Source organism: Selenomonas sp. CM52 (assembly GCF_000292955.1).
Taxonomy (GTDB): Bacteria; Bacillota; Negativicutes; order Selenomonadales; family Selenomonadaceae; genus Selenomonas.
The window spans coordinates 155,067-172,750 of the sequence record NZ_ALNM01000012.1 but is presented as its reverse complement, the minus strand read 5'-3'; the positions used below and the strand labels follow the sequence as shown (position 1 = coordinate 172,750).

General features: G+C 57.5%; 19 protein-coding genes and 1 other RNA gene. 9 read left to right on the top strand and 11 right to left on the bottom strand.

Annotated features, from left to right (window positions below):
* Positions 1-52: 52 nt before the first annotated feature.
* The 8 genes from dhaM to HMPREF1153_RS12875 all read right to left on the bottom strand — a co-directional run bounded on the left by dhaM (position 53) and on the right by HMPREF1153_RS12875 (position 5,157).
* The gene (gene dhaM / locus HMPREF1153_RS02695) at positions 53-439 is read right to left on the bottom strand and encodes a dihydroxyacetone kinase phosphoryl donor subunit DhaM (protein WP_009645381.1); all 387 of its coding nucleotides are present in this window, start codon (positions 437-439) and stop codon (positions 53-55) included.
* 13 nt (positions 440-452) lie between these two features.
* A complete protein-coding gene (gene dhaL / locus HMPREF1153_RS02690; protein WP_009645315.1) occupies positions 453-1,073 on the bottom strand; it encodes a dihydroxyacetone kinase subunit DhaL in 621 nt (206 codons plus the stop codon).
* Positions 1,074-1,120: 47 nt separating this feature from the next.
* Entirely contained in the window at positions 1,121-2,110 is a 990-nt protein-coding gene (gene dhaK, locus HMPREF1153_RS02685) for a dihydroxyacetone kinase subunit DhaK (RefSeq protein ID WP_009645376.1), read from the bottom strand.
* A 60-nt stretch (positions 2,111-2,170) separates the two neighbouring features.
* Positions 2,171-3,682: a phosphoglucomutase gene (locus tag HMPREF1153_RS02680; protein WP_009645272.1), complete on the bottom strand. Its 1,512-nt coding sequence runs from the start codon at positions 3,680-3,682 to the stop codon at positions 2,171-2,173.
* Between the two features lie 81 nt (positions 3,683-3,763).
* A complete protein-coding gene (locus HMPREF1153_RS02675) occupies positions 3,764-4,423 on the bottom strand; it encodes a D-sedoheptulose-7-phosphate isomerase (RefSeq protein ID WP_009645310.1) in 660 nt (219 codons plus the stop codon).
* Positions 4,424-4,438: 15 nt separating this feature from the next.
* Positions 4,439-4,762: a hypothetical protein gene (locus HMPREF1153_RS02670; protein WP_009645289.1), complete on the bottom strand. Its 324-nt coding sequence runs from the start codon at positions 4,760-4,762 to the stop codon at positions 4,439-4,441.
* A 90-nt stretch (positions 4,763-4,852) separates the two neighbouring features.
* Positions 4,853-5,011 carry a hypothetical protein gene (locus tag HMPREF1153_RS02665; RefSeq protein WP_009645410.1) on the bottom strand — a complete coding sequence of 53 codons (159 nt, stop codon included), beginning with the start codon at positions 5,009-5,011 and terminating at the stop codon, positions 4,853-4,855.
* Positions 5,008-5,157: a hypothetical protein gene (locus tag HMPREF1153_RS12875; protein WP_009645340.1), complete on the bottom strand. Its 150-nt coding sequence runs from the start codon at positions 5,155-5,157 to the stop codon at positions 5,008-5,010. The genes HMPREF1153_RS02665 and HMPREF1153_RS12875 overlap by 4 nt, the downstream gene beginning before the upstream one ends.
* Positions 5,158-5,299: 142 nt before the next feature.
* Between HMPREF1153_RS12875 and ffs the strand changes: the two genes are divergently transcribed.
* The 7 genes from ffs to HMPREF1153_RS02635 all read left to right on the top strand — a co-directional run bounded on the left by ffs (position 5,300) and on the right by HMPREF1153_RS02635 (position 11,445).
* Positions 5,300-5,504, top strand: an RNA gene (gene ffs / locus HMPREF1153_RS12235) — signal recognition particle sRNA large type.
* Between the two features lie 85 nt (positions 5,505-5,589).
* Positions 5,590-7,548, top strand: coding sequence for a DNA polymerase III subunit gamma/tau (gene dnaX / locus HMPREF1153_RS02660; protein WP_037369557.1), 1,959 nt, complete (start codon positions 5,590-5,592; stop codon positions 7,546-7,548).
* A gap of 74 nt (positions 7,549-7,622) precedes the next feature.
* Positions 7,623-7,958 carry a YbaB/EbfC family nucleoid-associated protein gene (locus HMPREF1153_RS02655; RefSeq protein WP_006192646.1) on the top strand — a complete coding sequence of 112 codons (336 nt, stop codon included), beginning with the start codon at positions 7,623-7,625 and terminating at the stop codon, positions 7,956-7,958.
* A 1-nt stretch (position 7,959) separates the two neighbouring features.
* Positions 7,960-8,565, top strand: coding sequence for a recombination mediator RecR (gene recR, locus HMPREF1153_RS02650; protein ID WP_006192647.1), 606 nt, complete (start codon positions 7,960-7,962; stop codon positions 8,563-8,565).
* Between the two features lies 1 nt (position 8,566).
* Entirely contained in the window at positions 8,567-8,809 is a 243-nt protein-coding gene (locus tag HMPREF1153_RS02645) for a pro-sigmaK processing inhibitor BofA family protein (protein WP_006192648.1), read from the top strand.
* An 81-nt stretch (positions 8,810-8,890) separates the two neighbouring features.
* Positions 8,891-10,063: an MFS transporter gene (locus tag HMPREF1153_RS02640; RefSeq protein ID WP_009645352.1), complete on the top strand. Its 1,173-nt coding sequence runs from the start codon at positions 8,891-8,893 to the stop codon at positions 10,061-10,063.
* A gap of 65 nt (positions 10,064-10,128) precedes the next feature.
* On the top strand, positions 10,129-11,445 hold the full coding sequence (locus HMPREF1153_RS02635; RefSeq protein ID WP_009645366.1) for a hypothetical protein: 1,317 nt from the start codon (positions 10,129-10,131) through the stop codon (positions 11,443-11,445).
* 154 nt (positions 11,446-11,599) lie between these two features.
* On the opposite strand, the gene HMPREF1153_RS02630 is transcribed toward HMPREF1153_RS02635, so the two are convergent.
* From HMPREF1153_RS02630 to HMPREF1153_RS02620, 3 genes are all read right to left on the bottom strand, one after another.
* Entirely contained in the window at positions 11,600-12,439 is an 840-nt protein-coding gene (locus tag HMPREF1153_RS02630; protein ID WP_009645386.1) for a menaquinone biosynthesis protein, read from the bottom strand.
* Between the two features lie 41 nt (positions 12,440-12,480).
* On the bottom strand, positions 12,481-13,272 hold the full coding sequence (gene thiD / locus HMPREF1153_RS02625) for a bifunctional hydroxymethylpyrimidine kinase/phosphomethylpyrimidine kinase (protein WP_037369555.1): 792 nt from the start codon (positions 13,270-13,272) through the stop codon (positions 12,481-12,483).
* An 86-nt stretch (positions 13,273-13,358) separates the two neighbouring features.
* Entirely contained in the window at positions 13,359-14,072 is a 714-nt protein-coding gene (locus HMPREF1153_RS02620; protein ID WP_009645344.1) for a hypothetical protein, read from the bottom strand.
* A gap of 297 nt (positions 14,073-14,369) precedes the next feature.
* On the opposite strand from HMPREF1153_RS02620, the gene HMPREF1153_RS02615 reads away from it, so the two are divergent.
* Entirely contained in the window at positions 14,370-16,088 is a 1,719-nt protein-coding gene (locus tag HMPREF1153_RS02615) for a sensor domain-containing diguanylate cyclase (RefSeq protein ID WP_232208168.1), read from the top strand.
* A gap of 183 nt (positions 16,089-16,271) precedes the next feature.
* Positions 16,272-17,684: an amino acid permease gene (locus HMPREF1153_RS02610; protein ID WP_009645363.1), complete on the top strand. Its 1,413-nt coding sequence runs from the start codon at positions 16,272-16,274 to the stop codon at positions 17,682-17,684.

Here is a 17,684-nt window from a genome sequence, read left to right as displayed (position 1 = left end):
TGCCGACATCCCCACGACGTCGGCACAGCCCTATTTGCTGGATAACTCTTCCCTATATCTCGATCTTGTGCATATCTCTCGCCTGCTGCATCTTTCCCGCCAAGTTTTCGAGCGCGGTTCCTGAAGCAGCTTCGACGGCGGCGAGGACGACGCCCTCGACGAGTGGGGCGTCGATGAGCTTCAGACGGCGGTCTGACATGGATTCGAGAACCATTTCCGCCGTCATGACGGCGCTTCCCATATCCATGAAGAGGGCGACGCCGTCGTCCGTATAGGACTTGTCGATGGCGGCGGCGATCTTCTCATAGCTTGTGCCGAGGCTGCCGTCCTCCGTGCCGCCGGCGGCGACGATCGTTACATCGCGTGCCATCATTTTGGCGACTTCGGCGACGCCTTCCGCAAGTTTTTTGCTGTGGGAAACAACGACGATGCTGAACATGATGCTCGCCCCCTTACATGGCGTCTGCCATAGCACGCAGCATGAAGGAGGAAGATACAGCGCCCGGATCTCTGTGGCCGAGACTGCGCTCGCCGAGGTAACTCGCGCGTCCCTTGGTGGCGACGAGATCCTTCGTGCGCTCCGCGCCCTTTTCGGCGGCGACGGCGGCGGCTTCCAAGGCTTCCTTGAGTGTCTTCTTCGCTTCTATGGCTTCACGCATGGCACGTTCGGCAGGGCAAAGGGCGTCGAGCATGGTCTTCTCCCCGATGGTCGATTTACCGCGCATCTTTATGCCCGCGACGGAGGCGGAAAATGCTGTGAGAAAGTCTTCGGCGGAAAGATCCATCTTTCCCTTGAGCGCATCGCCCGCCTTCATGAAAGCCGTGCCGTAGAGGGGGCCTGAAGCTCCGCCGACACTCGATACGATGGCCATGCCGATGCCCTTGAATATGGCGCCGCTGTCCTTTCCGATGAGCGAAGGAAGTTTTTCCATCACGGTTTTTGCGCCGCGCGCCATATTGATGCCATGATCTCCATCGCCGATGGCGCTGTCGAGCTCGGTCAGGACATCCTTTTCCGCTTCGATTTTTTCGGAGATCGCTTTCATGATTTCCAGCAGCTTTTTCGTATCCATACATTGCCCCTTCATTCTTTGTTCCGTTTCAAAGAGTTGTTTCCAGTTTATTTTTTCCAGGCAAGCGTATCGGCTTTGGCGTCGTAGAGGCGCTTCATGTCCTCGTCAAGACGCAGGAGCGTCAGGGAGAATCCCGCCATCTCAATGGCTGTCATATAGTTGCCGACCATCGTGTCGTATATCTTGACGCCCTTTTCCTTCAAGTAATCCTGCACGAAGTTGTTGATGATGTAAAGTTCCATCAAGGGGGTTGCACCCATGCCGTTGACGAGGACGACGACCTCCTTGCCGGAGTAGTCAAGGTCGGCAAGGATGGGATCAAGGAGTCTTTTCGCCGCTTCGTTGGCCGAGAGCATCTTCTCACGGCTCGTGCCCGGCTCACCATGGATGCCGATGCCGATCTCAACTTCGTCTTCTGCGAGCGTAAAGCCGTGCTTTCCGGCAGCGGGAACGGTGCACGGGGCGATCGCCATGCCCATCGAGCGGACGTTCTTGATGACATTTTCGGCACACGCTTTGACTTCGGTGAGGGAGGCGCCCTCTTCGGCACGAGCCCCTGCGATCTTATGGACAAAGATCGTCCCGGCGACGCCGCGCCTGCCTGTCGTATAGAGGCTGTCCTTGACGGCGACATCGTCGTTGACGATGACGTAGTCGGCGTTGACACCTTCATCCTTCGCCATGTCAATCGCCATTTCGAAGTTCAGAACATCGCCCGTATAATTCTTGACGATCGCGAGGACTCCCGCCTCGGTGGCGATGGCCTTGATTCCCTCATAAATCTGATCGGGCGTCGGCGAGGTGAATACGGATCCTGCCACGGCGCAGTCGAGCATGCCGCTGCCGACGTAGCCGCCATGCGCCGGCTCATGACCGCTGCCGCCGCCGGAGACGAGCGCGACCTTGCCTTCCTTTTTCGGTGTGCGTACGATGATGTTTCCTTCGTCTAGCTTCCGGAGCTTTTTCGGTGCTGCCTTGGCGAGGCCTTCGATCATCTCGCGCTCGACATCGTCCACCTTGTTGATGAGCTTTTTCATCGATGTACCGCCTTTCTCTTTTGTCATCCTATATTGCAAAGCCGATATGGTTCGTATCGATCATCTTTGAAATGCACTGCAATCAAGCGAATCAAAGCCGTCAAGCAAGCTTCTGACCTTTTCGGCGATGACGCGAACGCCACCCTTTTTTCGGCTCTCGATGTTCAGCGGCATGTTCGGGTCGTGCAGCGACATGCGCAGGAGCGCCCAGCCGTTGGGGAATACGAGACGCACGCCTTCGTAGGATGGTTCGGCCATCTTGATGCCGTTCTCCTTGGCACGTTGTGTGACGGCCTCAAGCACATCCGCCGCATAGCTGCGGGCATCTTCGACTCCTACGATCTTCAAGCGATATTCGCGCGCTTCCAACGGGTGCGCGAGCTTTTCAATGAGCGAGTGAAGCGTGCGCCCATCTCTCTTCGCTTTGGCTGCTGCGATGAGGAGTTTCACGGCGAGGTACGCGCCGTCGTCGAGATAGTAGTTCTCGGAAAGTGCGCCATGCCCCGAGGTCTCGATGGCAAGCGGTGATACCGTTCCTTCTTCGTTGAGGCGCATACATTCGTTGATGACGTTCTTGTAGCCGCGCTTGAAGCGATGGTGATGGAGGTGAAGCTCGTTTTCCAAAAAGTCGGTCAGCTCGTCGGAAGTGATCGAGTCCGTGACGATCGTCGACTTCGGATAGTCGGGCGCTAGGATGGCCGCCATCATGGCGATGAGCGCATTGCGGTTGATTTCTTCGCCCGTGGGCAGGACGGCGCTCATGCGGTCGACATCGGTATCAAAGATCAGGCCGAGATCGGCATGGTTTTCGAGGACGGCTTCCTTAATGGCGGCCATCGCTTCGCGGTTCTCGGGGTTCGGAATATGGTTCGGGAACATGCCGTCCGGCTCTAAGTAGCGGCTGCCCGTAGTGTCTGCTCCCAGCGGGGCGAGCACCTTCGTGGCAAAGAAGCCGCCGCTGCCGTTGCCGGCGTCGACTGCGATGCGCATTCCGGCAAGAGGCTTCTCCTCGGGCGCAGCGGAAAGCCCCTCGCGAATCTTCTTCTGCAGATGAGCGGCATAAACGGAGATGAGGTCAAACTTCTCAGCTTCTTTTTCGTCTCCTTGAACCAAGGGATTCTTCGAGGCGTAGGAAAGAACCTGCTTGATGTCGCTCGCTTCGAGTCCGCCATTTTTTGTGAAGAACTTCATGCCGTTTCGGTTGTAGGGCAGATGGCTCGCCGTGATCATGATGGAGCCGTCGGCCCTTGTCTCATCGAAGAGGATGGACATGAACATCGCGGGCGTGGAAGAAAGGCCGCAGTCGAGCGCTCGGACGCCGCGGGAAAGAAGAGCGGCGAGTATGGCACGCTTCAGGCAGGGAGCGGAAATGCGCGAGTCGTGTCCGACGGCGATCGTCATTTCCTGCGCTTTCCTGCCGATCTTCTCTTCAAGGAAATCTACGAAGCCGTTCGCGATGCGGCCTGCGGCCTCTTCCGTCAGATTGACGGGCTCGTCGGCGACGCCGGATACGGCAACGCCGCGCACGTCGCTGCCGTTCTGCAATTTCATCCATTGTTTTTCCGCAATCATGGCAATCCCCCCATGGTGCATTCCATTTTCTTCAGGGTATATTATACCATATTTTTTGAATAATTTGCGTTTTTTATTCTGTCATTTATCATTCGTACCAAAAAATTCTTCTTCGGCCGCTATGCAAAGAGCATGATAAATCGGCAGATGAAGTTCCTGTATGCGGTACGTTTCTTTGTCGGGAACGGCGAGGAGAATGTCGGTCAGAGCACGCAGTTTGCCGCCGCCCATGCCCGTCAGAGAGATGACGGAGATGCCGAAAGCGCGTGCGACCTGTGCGGCATAGAGAACATTCTGCGAATTGCCCGACGTGCTGATGGCGAGAAGGACGTCGCCCTCCCTGCCAAGACCGAATACCTGCTGGGCGAAGACGAGATCGGGCGCCTGATCGTTGGCAAACGCCGTGCCGAGGGCAATTTGGTTGACGAGGGAAAGAGCGGGCAGGGCTTCCTGCAGGTTCTCGATGAGGTACGCCGCATCTTCGGGGCAGGCGTCCATGAGCTTCTGCCTCTTTTCCTCGCCCAGGTGGCGCGGCAGCAGGAAGCCCTTCATCAGCTCTCCCGTGATGTGCTCGGCGTCGGCTGCGCTGCCGCCGTTGCCGCAGATGAGCAGTTTGCCGCCTTTTCTGTAGCAGTTGATAATCGTTTCGACAGCGGCTTTCAGCGGCTCTTCCATGGGAGCGAGCACAGGATAGCGCTCGATCAGATGGTCGATCGTGGCGAGTGTCGTTTCTTTGGCCATATTTATCCCCCTCCTCTATGCGTTTTTCTTCTTGTGGAAATGCTTCCAGCCGATTCGTGCAAGGAAAACGGCGGCGACGAGCAGGGCGATTCTCCAAGCTGCCTTGAAGATATTGTCGCTCACGCTTTCTGTCGCGTCTGCCGCCTTGTCCCCATTGTCGTCTCGTGCCGCCTCCTGATAGCGCTTCGTCGGCGTAGGGCAAGACGCTGCGTGTGCGACGGAGGCAGTGGAAATATATGCTGTGTTTGCGCCCGCAACAAAGATAGGAGCCATGCCGCCGGCAAAAGCTCCCATCATGAGTGCAGCAATGATTTTTTTTCGGGAAGGAATAAAATTCATGATTCTCTCTTCTTTTCTAGGGAGCGCTGAAATATCAATGCGCATCCCTTGCATAAGCAAAAACTGTAAAAGACAGACTTCAAGAGAGCCTCAAGGCTTGAATTTTTTCCGGTCAAGCACCTTTTGCAGGGTACGAACCAGAAAAAGATGCGTCTCATAGTCGAGATCGTTCGCATCATAGAGCATGCGCTTCTTGAGGGCGTCGATCTGCTTCTGCAGTTTTTGCCGCGTCTCATCCGTCAGACTCATGCGTTGTGTCCGTTTTCTTCCAACATCATCTGTTGTTGGGCACGACTATCCCAGCCCTCTTCCTGCAGCTTTTCGGGCGCAGGGGAGAGCCTGTCGAGGATTTCCTGAGTCTCCGGATCCATCTCATCAAAATCCGCTTTATTCATTTTGACCAGCCACCTTTATACTTCATATTCTACTCGTGAAACCCCAAGAGGTCAAGCCCAAAGGGCACAGGCTGATTGGCTAGGTTTTTGTAAGGACGCAGGGCCAATCGGATATGAACAGCGGTTGACGGCTTCTGCCTGTCTATGCTACAATCAAAGAACGCAATGGGCGTTTTCTATGCTGCTCTTTTGAGAAGCCTTTTCCAGTTCGGAGCGCGGCGCCTTGGTCTTGCGCAATGGAGTCTCGTGAACCCCGTCAGGTCCGGAAGGAAGCAGCGGTAAGCGAACCGCTTCATGTGCCGCGAGGGCGCCTGGGAGTCGCGCCCCGAAGTGGAAAAGGAGTATTTGCTGCTGTGCGGAGTTTCGGCTTGGTGCGGCAGCTTTTTTCTATGGATTCGTTTGCAGTTTTCTATGCGTTCAAGGAGGGAAGATATGGCGTACATCGCGCTCTACCGCCAATGGCGGCCGGGAAGTTTCAAGGATCTCGTGGGGCAGACGGCCGTATCGAGGACGCTTTCCCATGCGATTTCCGCAGGACGCATCGCCCATGCCTATCTCTTTTCCGGCCCGCGCGGCACGGGAAAGACGAGCACGGCGAAGATCCTCGCGAAGTCGCTGAATTGTGAGAAGGGGCCGACGCCCGAGCCTTGCGGCGTCTGCAAAAATTGCACGAAGATCGCCGACGGCACGGCGCTCGACGTCTTCGAGATTGACGCGGCGTCGAACCGCGGCATCGACGAGATGCGCGACTTGCGCGAGAAGGTGAAGTTCACGCCCGCCGAAGGGCGCTACAAGGTCTACATCATCGACGAAGTGCACATGCTGACGACGGAGGCATTCAATGCGCTTTTGAAGACGCTCGAAGAGCCGCCCGCCCATGTCGTCTTCATCCTCGCGACGACAGAGCCGCACAAGGTGCCGGCAACGATCCAGTCGCGCTGCCAGCGCTTCGACTTTCGGCGCATCACGGTCGAGGAGATCGAAGCGAGGCTCGCCTATGTGGCACAGGAGATGAAGATTCCGTGCGAGAAGGAAGCGCTTCGCCTCATCGCGCGGCAGGCGGACGGCGGCATGAGGGACGCGCTGTCGCTGCTTGACCAGTGCGCGAGCTTGGACGGCGATACATTGACGGCGGCATGTGTCGAGGAGAATCTCGGCCTCATCGGACATGAGCCGATCTATCGCCTGACGAAGTCGATCGGCGAGCGCGCGAAGGGCGAGGTCTTGGAAACGATCGCGGAGCTTCTCGCGCTCGGCAAAGATCCGATGCAGCTTTTGGCGGAATTGACGCTTCATCTGCGCAGCCTCATGATCTACGAGGCGGCGGGCGCTCTTGCAGCGCTCAATCTCGCGGACGACACCGGAGCTGCGCTCGAAGAGCAGAAAGCGCTTTTCACGCAGGCGCAGATCATGGCGATGATCGCGCGTCTGCACGAAGCGATGGCGGAGCTTCGCTGGACGCCGCAGCCGCGCATCACGCTTGAGGTCGCGTTGCTTTCGCTCTGCCGTGAGAATGTGGAAGATGGCGCAGAAGGTGCACCAGCACCAACCCGCCCCGCAGCGTCCTCCCCCGCTGAAGCGGCGCGCGTCGCCCGCCTTGAGGCGGAGCTTGCCGCCCTCAAGGCGCAGCTTTCGGCGCAGCCTGCGAGAACAGCCGCGCCTGCAGCATCTCCTCTTCCAACTGCGAGAGCACGGGCGGCAAGTCGCACGAACGAAGCGGCTTCTTCCGGCACGCCGGCACGCAATAGCGCACCGCTTGCCTCTTCCGCTCCTGCCGCACAGGCCACGCCGAATCCCGAGGGCGAGAAGATCTACGCCGAACTTCTCTCCCGCCTGCAGGAGAAGCAGCGCATCTCCGTTCTTGCGTGTCTCAAGGGTGCCTCTTTCGCAGGAAGCGGCGCGGGCACGTTTCGCCTGCATTTTTCAAGTCCTTTGCTCGCGCGGCGCACAATGCGCGACGACTACCGAAAGATCATCGAAGAATTGCTCGCCGAGATCGCAGGCACACCGCTTGCAATCTCGTGCGAAGCGCAAGACTCGCCGCCTGCCGCACCACCTCCTGCGCCGAAGAAAAAGCCGCCGTTGGCGGCGCTTGATGAGATCGAGCCGCGAGGGCTTTCGCCGAAACCTCTGGAGATCGACGAGAACGAGCTTTCGCCCGAAGAGCGAAGTCGTCTGCAAAATGCCGTTTCGCTCCTCGGCGGACATCTCGTCGACCTGCCCGAAGAGCAGCGCATCGCCGCCCTCGCCGCGAGCGGCAAGGCAGTCGCCAAGTCCGTGGCCGAGACGGCAGAAGGCGAGGACGCGCCGCCGCTCGATGATGCGCCGGTGCCAGATGACGTGCCGCCGCCGGATGATGGCGATGCGCCGCCGCCGGAGGAAAACAGTTGACCTAAGAGCCGCTTTGCGGCTATAATCGAAGGAAAAGCGCAGGCGAAGCGCCTGCTTTTGAAAGGAGAAACGCAATGTTTGGTGGAATGGGAAACATGGGCAATATGCAGGGCATGATGAAGAAGGTGCAGAAGCTTCAAAATGACATGAAGAAGATGCAGGAGGAGCTGAAGAAGAAGACCGTCGAGGTGTCGGCGGGCGGCGGCGCCGTCAAGATCGTCATGAATGGCGAGAAGGAAGTGCAGTCGCTTCATATCGATCCCGCCGCCGTCGATCCCGAGGATGTCGAGATGCTGCAGGATCTCCTCTCGGCCGCCTTCAACGAGTCGGTCAAGAAGGTCGACGACATGATGGCGGGCGAGATGGGCAAGCTCACGGGCGGCCTCGGTCTTCCTCCGGGCATGTTCTGAGATGCAGTACATCGCACCGCTGGCAAAACTCATTGAACACTTTCGCGCACTGCCGGGCATTGGCTCCAAGACGGCAGTGCGTCTTGCTTATCATGTCCTCGACATGGATGCAGCGAAGGCGCGGGCGCTCGCTGAGGCGATCGTCGAAGCGCGGGAGAAGATCGGCTTTTGCAGCGTCTGCTGCAACCTCTCAGACCAGGATCCTTGTGCGATCTGCGCATCGGAAAAGCGCGACCGCTCGAAGATCTGCGTCGTCGAGCAGCCGCAGGATGTCGCCGCCGTCGAGCGCATGAAGGACTACAAGGGTCTTTACCATGTGCTGCACGGCTCGCTTTCGCCGCTCTCGGGCGTAGGCCCTGAGAACCTTCGCGTGAAGGAGCTTCTGCATCGGCTGGAAGGAGAGGCGGGCGCTGAGGTGCAGGAGATCATTATGGCGACGAATCCCACGGTCGAGGGCGAGGCCACGGCGATGTACCTCGCGCGGCTTTTGAAGCCCGCAGGACTCAAGGTCACGCGCATCGCGCACGGCCTGCCCATCGGCGGCGATCTCGAATACGCTGACGAAGTCACGCTCGCCAAGGCGCTCGAAAACAGAAAGGAAATCTAATATGCTCGAAATCATCGCGTCGCTCGCCGTCGGCATTCTGCTTCTTTCTATTGCGGCGAAGCTCCTAGACTTGCCCTTGCGCCTTTTGAAGAAATTCATCGTCAACAGCGTTGTCGGCGCGGTGCTGCTCTCCATCGTCAAACTTCTGGGCTTTCATGTGACGATCAACATCTTCACGTCGCTCGCTGCAGGAATCTTCGGCGTCCCCGGCGTGCTCATGGTGCTCGCGTGGAGCTATTTGTAAGAAAAAGTACATTGGGCAGACGGCGCTTCTGGGTGTATTCGTGTTTTCTAAACATCTTGAAACAATGAAGAAGGCAAGATATTGAACGAAGAAAAAGCAAGGAATGTGGAAACGCTCTGGACGGCGGAATTCATCGGCATGAGCGCCACGAACTTTTTTCACCTCATGGCGCAGTACATCCTCATCGTCGGACTGCCCATCTACATCATGAACGAGATGAAGGGAGGCGAGCTGGAAGCGGGGCTTGCCATGACCTTCTTCCAGATCGGCGCCGTCTCCTCACGCCCGTTTGCCGGCCGGCTCATCGACAGCCTGCACAAGGGCAGACTGCTCCTTGGCGCGACGCTCGCCTTCTTCGCCATCATGCTCGCCTTCTGCTTCGCGCATACGGAAGAAGCGATCTACACGCTGCGGCTTCTGCAGGGCATCGAATTTGCGCTCGGCACGACGGCGGCGGCCACCTTGGCGGCGCTCGTCCTTCCCGCGGCGAAGAAGGGAACGGGCATCGGCTACTTCGCGCTCTCGACGAATCTCGCGATGGTCGTCGGGCCTCTTACAGGCCTCCTCATCATACGCTCCTTCGGCATGATGGCACTCTTCGTCTTCCTTGCGGGGAGCGCCCTTTTCACGCTCTGGCTCGCAAACCGCAGGAAGCTTCCCGATGAGATCGTTGTGCCAAAAGAGAAAAAAGGCCGGGGATTCTCCCTCGTCGAGCGGCAGGCGCTTCCTGCGGCTCTCATTGGCGGACTCATGTTCTTCGCTTACGGCGGCGTCCTGACCTTCATCCCGCTCTATGCGCGCACGCTCGGCATGGAAGAGGACGTCAGCGCCTTCTTTGCCATATTCGCGCTCATCATCGTCGTGACGCGCCCCTTCATCGGCCGCATCTTCGATCAGCGCGGTGCCGACTATACGGTTTATCCGGGACTTCTCCTCTTCTTCCTCGGTTTCCTGTGCTTTGCCGCAGCCGAGTCGTCTGCGGCCTTTCTCGCTTCCGCCGCGATTTTAGGCGCGGGCTTCGGCGCTGCAAGCCCCGCCTTGCAGACGCTCGCCGTCGCGAGCGTCGCGCCCGAGCGCGCGGGACTTGCGACGGCGACCTACTTCTGGGCGCTCGACATCAGCGTCGGCCTTTCTGCCGCGACCTTGGGACTCGTCGCCGCCCGCTTCGGCTATGCGGCGCTCTACGGCCTCCTCTGCCCTGCCGTCCTCGTCCTCGCCGTCCTCTTCTATACGATTTGGCGCAGGAGACGATAGGATTTTTTCCTTTTGTGACGAATACAAAGATTTAGGATATTTCGTCAATATAAAGGAGGCGCGTCATGTTTCACAAAAAGAAATTTTTCATTCTTCTTTTCCTCGTCATCTCCGTCATGGCGAGCGGCTGCTTTCGCATCAGCAGCGATACCGCCATCCACAAGGATGGCAGTGTGGATATAAAAAACACGATGGTCGGCGTGCCTCTTCTTGCGGAGCAGATCCAAGAGGCGCGTGAATCGGCAAAGAAGAATCATCCGAACGCTTCGCTCAAGGACGTTCAGGACGGCAATATGTCTGGGATCGAGGAAACGACGCATTACAAGACGATCGACGAGATGGCGAAGGCCGACGGCAATATGTTCAAGACCGTCGAGGGCAAGGCGAAGGGCGTGCAGCAAAAGAAGGGCTGGCTCTACGACACCTATGCGGTCGATGTGCTCTTTGAAGGAAAGAAGGACACGCAGGCAAATATGGATCAGGATGAGCGCGCCATGATGCAGGCGATGCTCTCTTCCGTGCGTGCCGACGTTTCCCTGTCGCTTCCCTATGCGGCGGAGAGTCACAACGCAGACAAGGTAACGGACGGCGGTACGACCTTGGTCTGGGATCTCGCTTCTGCCTTGATGAATGGAGGCGACAAGTCCATACAGGCGACGTTTCGCATCTGGAATATGACGCATATCTACATCACGATTGGCATCGCTGTCGTACTCACGCTTGTTTTCTTGGGCTGCTTGATCGGCGGCTTTTTCTGCCGCAAGGGATCGGCGCTTCAATTTAGTGTCTTCGGATTGGGACTCATCGCCCTCCTCGCGCTTCTGGGCATTGGCGGATTTTCTCTCTATTCCGTCACGAATCTGCCTGCGCTGAAGGATCAGGACATCGTATCTGCAACGGCCGCCAAGTCTTCTATCAATCAGCTGCAGGATGCACTCGGCTCTTCCGCGAACGATCAGGCATTGTCCAAGGCGAAGAAGGGCGCCCTGTCGAATTCTTCTTCTGCCAAGACGAAGGCACAGACGCCGGCCGCTCCGAATCCTGCGCCCGCGTCCTCTGGTTCTCAGGATGCTGTTCGGACATTCGAAAACTTTCATCGCAATATCACGAATCGCAATCTGCGCGCCGCTTACAATACATTGGGTTCTGAGATGCAGTCGCAAATGACCTACGAGGGATGGGCGCCGGGCTTCAATACGACGGTCAGCAGCACGCCGCTCAACGTCGAAGTGCAGAGCGCCACGCAGGATCGTGTCGCCGTGACCTATACGCTGCGTGCAGTCGACAACCCCGGCGGCACGCGCTATTTCAACGGCAGAGCCGTTCTCACCAGACACGGTTCGGTCTGGAAGATCGACGAGATCGTCAACAAGCCGAAGTGATGTAATCTACAAAAAAGGAAAAGGCTGTGCAAAAGTCGAAGCCATAGACTTATGCACAGCCTTTTCCCATGTATGTGATTTTACTATGAAAGTCCAAGAAGTCAAGCCCGAAGGGCGCAAACTGATTGGGTAACTTTCATTAAGTGCGCGTAGTTTATATTCTCTTTACATCGGCGAAGCAGAGCTTTGGCACATGGTTGATGAGGTTCCATTCATGCGCCTTTCGATAGAACAATTCCAGACCTTCAAGATGCTCGTCCTTCAAATCCCAACGGATGACCTGCAGGTATTCTTCAAGCTGCTGGAAGGTGAAGTCCTTCTCTTCACGCACGGATTCGATCGTTGCGTACTTGTTCGCGACTCCTTCCGCCATGCCTCGGACGAGACGCTCGTAGACGAGCTGCAGCTTTTCGGGCGATTCCCTCGCGAAGGTGCGGTTCGCTGTCCAAAGAGAATAGACCATGCCGAGTCCCGTGAGCTTGTGCCACTCGGCGCCGAGATCGTAGTAGTGGAGGTCTTCGCGGCGGTGGTGGTAGAGCCAGAGTGCATCGTCGCCGATGAAGAGCGAGCCTGCCGCGTCGTCGGGCACAGGATTCTGCGGCACGATGTGGTGCACATAGTAGTTGGGGCTTGCGTCGTATCCTTCCTTGAGGATGATCTTCAAGAGGCAGTGGCTCGTCGCGGATTTCGCCGTGAGGATGATGCGGTCATCCTTGATTTCTTCCAGAGGCTTTTTCGTCACGAGGAGGATGCTCGTGACCTCCTTGTCCGTGCGCACGCAGATGTCGGGCAGGATCACAAGGCTTTCGTCGCCCTGTGCATAGATGATGGATGATATGCCGCTCACATCGAGTCTGCCCGCCAGAAGTTCGCGGTTCAGTTCCGCTGGCACGCCCGGCACGAGGTGCAGCCCTCGATTTCCACCGTGCGCGAAGCTCCAGGTGAGAGGCAGGATATTGAGAAAATGGATGTGCCCGACCCTTGGCTCTGCCATAAACGTCTCCTTTCGGAAGAATGAAAAGATTCAGCGCTTCCTTACATATACTCCCACATGTGAAGCAAAGGACCGCGCCCTTTGCCAATATCGAGTCCTGCGCGGATGGCGCCCGTGATGTACGCCTTGGCGTCCTCAACGGCGATGGTCAGGGGTTTTCCCTCTGCAAGGCCGCAGGCGATTGCAGTCGAGAGCGCACAGCCCGTGCCATGCGTATTCTCGTTGTCGATGCGCGTCTGCTTGTACCAACGCGCCTTGCCGTCTGCATAGAGCAGATCGTCGGCGCTCTCTACGAGGTGGCCGCCCTTGATGAGCACGGCGATCGGAAACCTCTCGGTCAGGACTTTGGCGGCCTTGAGCATGGAATCTTCGTCGGTGATGGCGACGCCCGTGATGGCTGCAGCCTCGGGCAAATTCGGCGTGACGATGTCGACGAGCGGCAGAAGCTCGTCGACCATCGCGAAGAGCGTGTCGCTCGTGATCAGATCGCAGCCGCTCGTCGAGGCGATGACGGGATCGAGCACGATGTTCTTCGCGTCCTTTTCCCTCAGTTTATCGGCGATCGTACGCACGATTGCGTCGTTTGCCACCATGCCGACCTTGACGGCGTCGGGACGGATGTCATCGTAGAGGGCGTCAAGCTGCGCCGCGATGAAGTCTGGAGGAATGACGAAGGTATCGCGGATTCCCGTCGTATTCTGTACAGTGAGTGCCGTCGAGATATTCATCGCGTACATCTTGTGTGCCGTGATGGTCTTGATGTCCGCCTGTATGCCTGCGCCGCCGCTCGGATCCGAGCCTGCGATCGTCAGAACCTTTCGGATGTCCTTCATGCTGCATTCCTCCCAAAGGAAGACCGAATGGATGGAGTCTTCCAAAGATACTCATATTACTATATATCTATAGTATACCATAAAGATTAAGGTTCTTGCCACAAATCGTATAGGGCGATCATGTTCCTGAGGCGTCGCTTCTCCTCGCTCGTCAGCGTATGGCTGATGGATTTTCCCTCCGCCTTCGACCAGTAGATGAAACGCGCTGTGCGGGCATTTGACGCACGGCGAAGGATAAAAGACCCCTCTTCGCCCAAGGCGATCTGGGAGCGTTCCGTCAGAAACTCGACGTCCTTGTCGAGATGGTCGCGTCGTTTCTTTTCCTCGATCTCCCAAGTGCGTCGCTCTCCGTCCGCCTCGATGGCGAAATGGTCGCCGAAGATCCAGCCGCGCATGCTGCTTTCGTGCATCGAATAGTAGTAAAGGATGTTGCAGCGAAACGTCGAGTCCCGATTGTGCCCGAGGAGCGGCTGGACGTAGAGACCTCCTGTGAGCTTCTTTTCCTCTGGATACCTGTACCACGTATATGCTCCCGAGTCTACGCGTTCCATGCCCTCCTTGAGCTTTTCGATGCGAGCCTCACGCTCTTTTCTTCGCGCCTCTTCGGCAAGACGTTCTGCCTCGCGTGCTTCGCGCTGCGCCGCTTCCTGCTCTCTTTCTTCAGGCGAAAGCGTTTCCTCTTCGAGGAGTGCGAGCACTGACTGCGTTTCATCGCGGTGCGTGCTGCTGTAATAGAGCATCGCACCCGTAAAGAGGGCGACGAGCACGCAGAACAAGATCGCATAGCGGACAATTCTCACGCTGCTGACTCCTTTTCACAAGGTGATTTTCCTTGACTTGTTGATTCTTTCTATTATACACGGAATCCGCTTCATTTGCACAAAAAAATTGTGCAGTTTATCCCGTGCATACTTGACAATAGGTCTATGGAATTATATGATACTTGTGTAATTTCATATCGCAAATTTGCTGAATCTATATAGCATCTGTGATTTTTGGAACAAAGTGCTCTTTGATTTTTATCGAAAAGAAAGGAATGATACGCCTTGAAGCAATTCTCCTTCTTACTTTATAAGGAAGAGGATCTTGCTCTGTGTTTGCAGGAGGCAAAGGATGTTGTCGCCTCCATGGCGCACATTTCCGATCTTCTCGTGACGCTTTTCGCCTCGGAACTTTCCGTTCATACGATGGAGGATTTCAAACGAGCGACAAGGAAAATTTTCCCTCAGGCGAAAGTCGTGGGGCTTGCGGCGGAATGCGGCTTTGCCAAAGGCAAGATGTGGAGCGGCGAGGACGATTTGCCCGATGCGGCGAGCGCCGTCGTCACCTTTACTTTTTTCTCCTCTTCACGTGTCATTCCCCTGGCGTTCGATGAGCAGTCCGACATATCGGCTGCGGCGAAGGGACTTGTTCAGACGATCTCGCAGGAAAAAGCGACGAAGGCTGTCGGTCTGTTCTTCGCGGCGCAGGTGCCGGGCATCATGAATCTTCTGGACGCCCTTTCGGATGTGGATGAGGAGATCGTGCTCTTCGGCGGCCTTCTTTCCGATCAGATGGACGAGAGACGCATTGTCATCGATCTCGCGGGACACAGGATGTCGCGCGGCTTTCTTGCCGTCGTCTTTGTCGGCGAGGAGCTTCACGCCAAGGCACAGATTTCATTCGGCTGGAAGCCCTTCGGCCCTGAAGTGCAGATTACGCGCATGGCAGATGAGCGCACGATCGTCGAACTCGACGAAAAGCCCGCGAGTGAATTCTTCTCCCACTATCTCGGCATACGCCATTGCTGGGAATCGCTTGCGAGCGTCGAGACCTTCCCCATGTGCCTGAAGCGAAACGGCGCGACGCTGGCACGCCGCCTCATGGACATTCATGCTGACGGCTGCGTCTATGTCAGCGCCGACCTTCGAGAGGGAGAGCGTCTGCGCATCGCGTCGGGCGATCCCATCGCCATCATCAGCGAAGCGCAGAGGACGCATGCGGAACTTTGCGAATTCTCACCCGAAGCCGTCTTCATCGTCAACTGCATGGGGCATTACGTCATGCTGCAGAAGAATAATATTTACGAATATGCTGCTATCTCGCGTGCCGTGCCCACGCATGGATTCTATTCCTACGCGGAGTTTTTCCGCAGCAGGGGCAAGTTCATGAAGACGAACCTCATGATGGTCAGCGTCGGCTTCCGCGAGGGCGAGCCGAAAGAAACGTCGATCTACAAGCCTGTGTCGCCGCAGTTCGGCGAGCAGACTTCGATCATTGCCCACCTCGTACACTTCGTTGACGCCATGACGAAAGAGTGGGAGTCGGCGCACAGCAAGCTCGTCGTCCTCGCCGAGCGCGATGCCCTCACGGGTCTGATGAACCGTCGCGCTATGGAGCGCTCTTTCAAGGACATCCTGCACGATGCGCTCGCCTCGGATATTCCGTTTGCCGTCATGATGCTTGACATGGACGACTTCAAGGGCATCAACGATACCTTTGGCCATGCCATGGGCGATGAGGCGCTCGTGGCGCTCGCCGACATCCTGCGCTCGTCGGTGCGCAGCGTGGACATCGTGTCGCGCTGGGGCGGAGACGAGTTCTTCGTCATCCTGACGCATGCCAACCGTGCAGCAGCTGAGCGCGTGGTCGAGCGAATCCATCGCGGTGCATCTTCGCTCTCTCTCTTGATGCCCGACAAAAGATCCGTCGGCTTGAGCATCGGCGTGACGCTCTCAAGTGCGCACGATACGCCGGAAAGCGTCTTTCAGCGCGCCGATGCGGCTCTCTACGAATCGAAGCGAACGGCGGGCAAGAACAAGGTCACCTTTCGCTGAAATCCATCGCAGTCGACATCATATCGGATATGCGGCTCCCCAGATTGATTGTCTGGGGAGTTTTTGTTGTCCAGTTTTCGTGACAGCGGACGTTTTTCGCTGTATAATATCTTCCATACCACTTCTGGGTGCTGCGAATAAATTTTTCAGCGCTCAAATTCTTTGCAAGGGAAGAAAAATATCATGGATCTCTTTCGCAGGAAAAGCATCGACGAGCTGCAGGCTGCGGCTGCGGCCTCGGGCATGCTCAAAAACCTCGCCGCCGTCGACCTCCTGATGCTCGGCATCGGCGCTGTCATCGGCACGGGCATCTTCGTGCTCACGGGCGTCGCTGCCGCCAAGTACGCAGGGCCTGCCGTGCCGCTTTCGTTCATCCTCTCGGGGCTCACGTGTGCGCTCGCGGGTCTCGCCTACGCGGAGTTTGCCTCCATCGTGCCCGCTTCGGGAAGTGCTTACACCTACGCCTATGCGTCCTTAGGTGAGTTCATCGCCTTCATCGTCGGCTGGAATCTCATTCTCGAATACACGGTGACGTCGAGCGCCGTCGCCGTCGGCTGGTCGGGCTACGTTGTCGGCCTCTTCGCCTCGGCGGGACTCGTGCTGCCGCATGAACTCGTCGTCGCGCCAGCAGAAGGCGGCATCTTCAACCTGCCCGCCGTCCTCATCACGCTCTTTTTGTCGTTTCTCCTCGTGCGCGGTACGAAGGAGAGCGTTAAGCTCAACCGCATCCTTGTCTTCGTCAAGCTCGCTGCGATCTTCCTCTTCCTCGTGCTCGCTGCACCGCATGTCGACGCCACGAATTGGGAGCCGTTTTTGCCGTTCGGCTATAGCGGCGTCGTCTCGGGCGCGGCCATCGTCTTCTTCGCCTACATCGGCTTCGATGCCGTCGCGACGACGGCGGAAGAGTGCCGCAACGCCGCAAGGGATCTGCCCGTTGGCATCATCGGATCGCTCTTTATCTGTACGCTGCTCTATGCCGTCGTCGCCGCCGTCCTCACGGGCGTCGTGCCGTATTCGATGCTCGACACGGCGGAGCCTGTCGCCTTCGCGCTGCGCCACATCGGCTACAACGTCGGCTCCGCTATTGTAGCCGTCGGCGCGATCTGCGGCATCACGACGGTGCTGCTCGTGCTCCTCTACGGCCAGTCGCGCATCTTCTTTGCGATGAGCCGCGATGGCATGGTGCCGGCGAACGTCTGCAAGATCCACCGCCGCTTTCATACGCCGTACCGCGTGACGATCCTCGGCGCGATCTTCGTCTCCGTCATCGCGGGCGTCTTCCCCATCGGCATGATTGCAGAGATGGCGAACATCGGCACGCTCTCCGCCTTCCTCATCGCCTCCATCGGCGTCATGGTGCTCCGAAAGACCGAGCCTGACCTCAAGCGCAATTTCAAATGCCCCGCCGTCTGGCTCATCGCGCCGCTCGCCGTCCTCTCGTGCGGCTACCTCATGGCAAATCTGCCGCTCGCCACTTGGCACCGCTTCGGCTTCTGGATTCTCTTCGGTCTTTGCGTCTACTTCGGCTACAGCCGCGCCCACAGCGTCATCGGCCGCCGCGCGGCGGAGGAAGCGGCAAGGGCAGAAAAGCGGTAA

What these genes read in the sequence shown, in the direction of transcription:
- dhaM (WP_009645381.1), bottom strand. Translation starts at nt 439, where the DNA reads ATGTTCAGCATCGTCGTTGTTTCCCACAGCAAAAAACTTGCGGAAGGC.
- dhaL (WP_009645315.1), bottom strand. Translation starts at nt 1,073, where the DNA reads ATGGATACGAAAAAGCTGCTGGAAATCATGAAAGCGATCTCCGAAAAA.
- dhaK (WP_009645376.1), bottom strand. Translation starts at nt 2,110, where the DNA reads ATGAAAAAGCTCATCAACAAGGTGGACGATGTCGAGCGCGAGATGATC.
- HMPREF1153_RS02680 (WP_009645272.1), bottom strand. Translation starts at nt 3,682, where the DNA reads ATGATTGCGGAAAAACAATGGATGAAATTGCAGAACGGCAGCGACGTG.
- HMPREF1153_RS02675 (WP_009645310.1), bottom strand. Translation starts at nt 4,423, where the DNA reads ATGGCCAAAGAAACGACACTCGCCACGATCGACCATCTGATCGAGCGC.
- HMPREF1153_RS02670 (WP_009645289.1), bottom strand. Translation starts at nt 4,762, where the DNA reads ATGAATTTTATTCCTTCCCGAAAAAAAATCATTGCTGCACTCATGATG.
- HMPREF1153_RS02665 (WP_009645410.1), bottom strand. Translation starts at nt 5,011, where the DNA reads ATGAGTCTGACGGATGAGACGCGGCAAAAACTGCAGAAGCAGATCGAC.
- HMPREF1153_RS12875 (WP_009645340.1), bottom strand. Translation starts at nt 5,157, where the DNA reads ATGAATAAAGCGGATTTTGATGAGATGGATCCGGAGACTCAGGAAATC.
- dnaX (WP_037369557.1), top strand. Translation starts at nt 5,590, where the DNA reads ATGGCGTACATCGCGCTCTACCGCCAATGGCGGCCGGGAAGTTTCAAG.
- HMPREF1153_RS02655 (WP_006192646.1), top strand. Translation starts at nt 7,623, where the DNA reads ATGTTTGGTGGAATGGGAAACATGGGCAATATGCAGGGCATGATGAAG.
- recR (WP_006192647.1), top strand. Translation starts at nt 7,960, where the DNA reads ATGCAGTACATCGCACCGCTGGCAAAACTCATTGAACACTTTCGCGCA.
- HMPREF1153_RS02645 (WP_006192648.1), top strand. Translation starts at nt 8,567, where the DNA reads ATGCTCGAAATCATCGCGTCGCTCGCCGTCGGCATTCTGCTTCTTTCT.
- HMPREF1153_RS02635 (WP_009645366.1), top strand. Translation starts at nt 10,129, where the DNA reads ATGTTTCACAAAAAGAAATTTTTCATTCTTCTTTTCCTCGTCATCTCC.
- HMPREF1153_RS02630 (WP_009645386.1), bottom strand. Translation starts at nt 12,439, where the DNA reads ATGGCAGAGCCAAGGGTCGGGCACATCCATTTTCTCAATATCCTGCCT.
- thiD (WP_037369555.1), bottom strand. Translation starts at nt 13,272, where the DNA reads ATGAAGGACATCCGAAAGGTTCTGACGATCGCAGGCTCGGATCCGAGC.
- HMPREF1153_RS02610 (WP_009645363.1), top strand. Translation starts at nt 16,272, where the DNA reads ATGGATCTCTTTCGCAGGAAAAGCATCGACGAGCTGCAGGCTGCGGCT.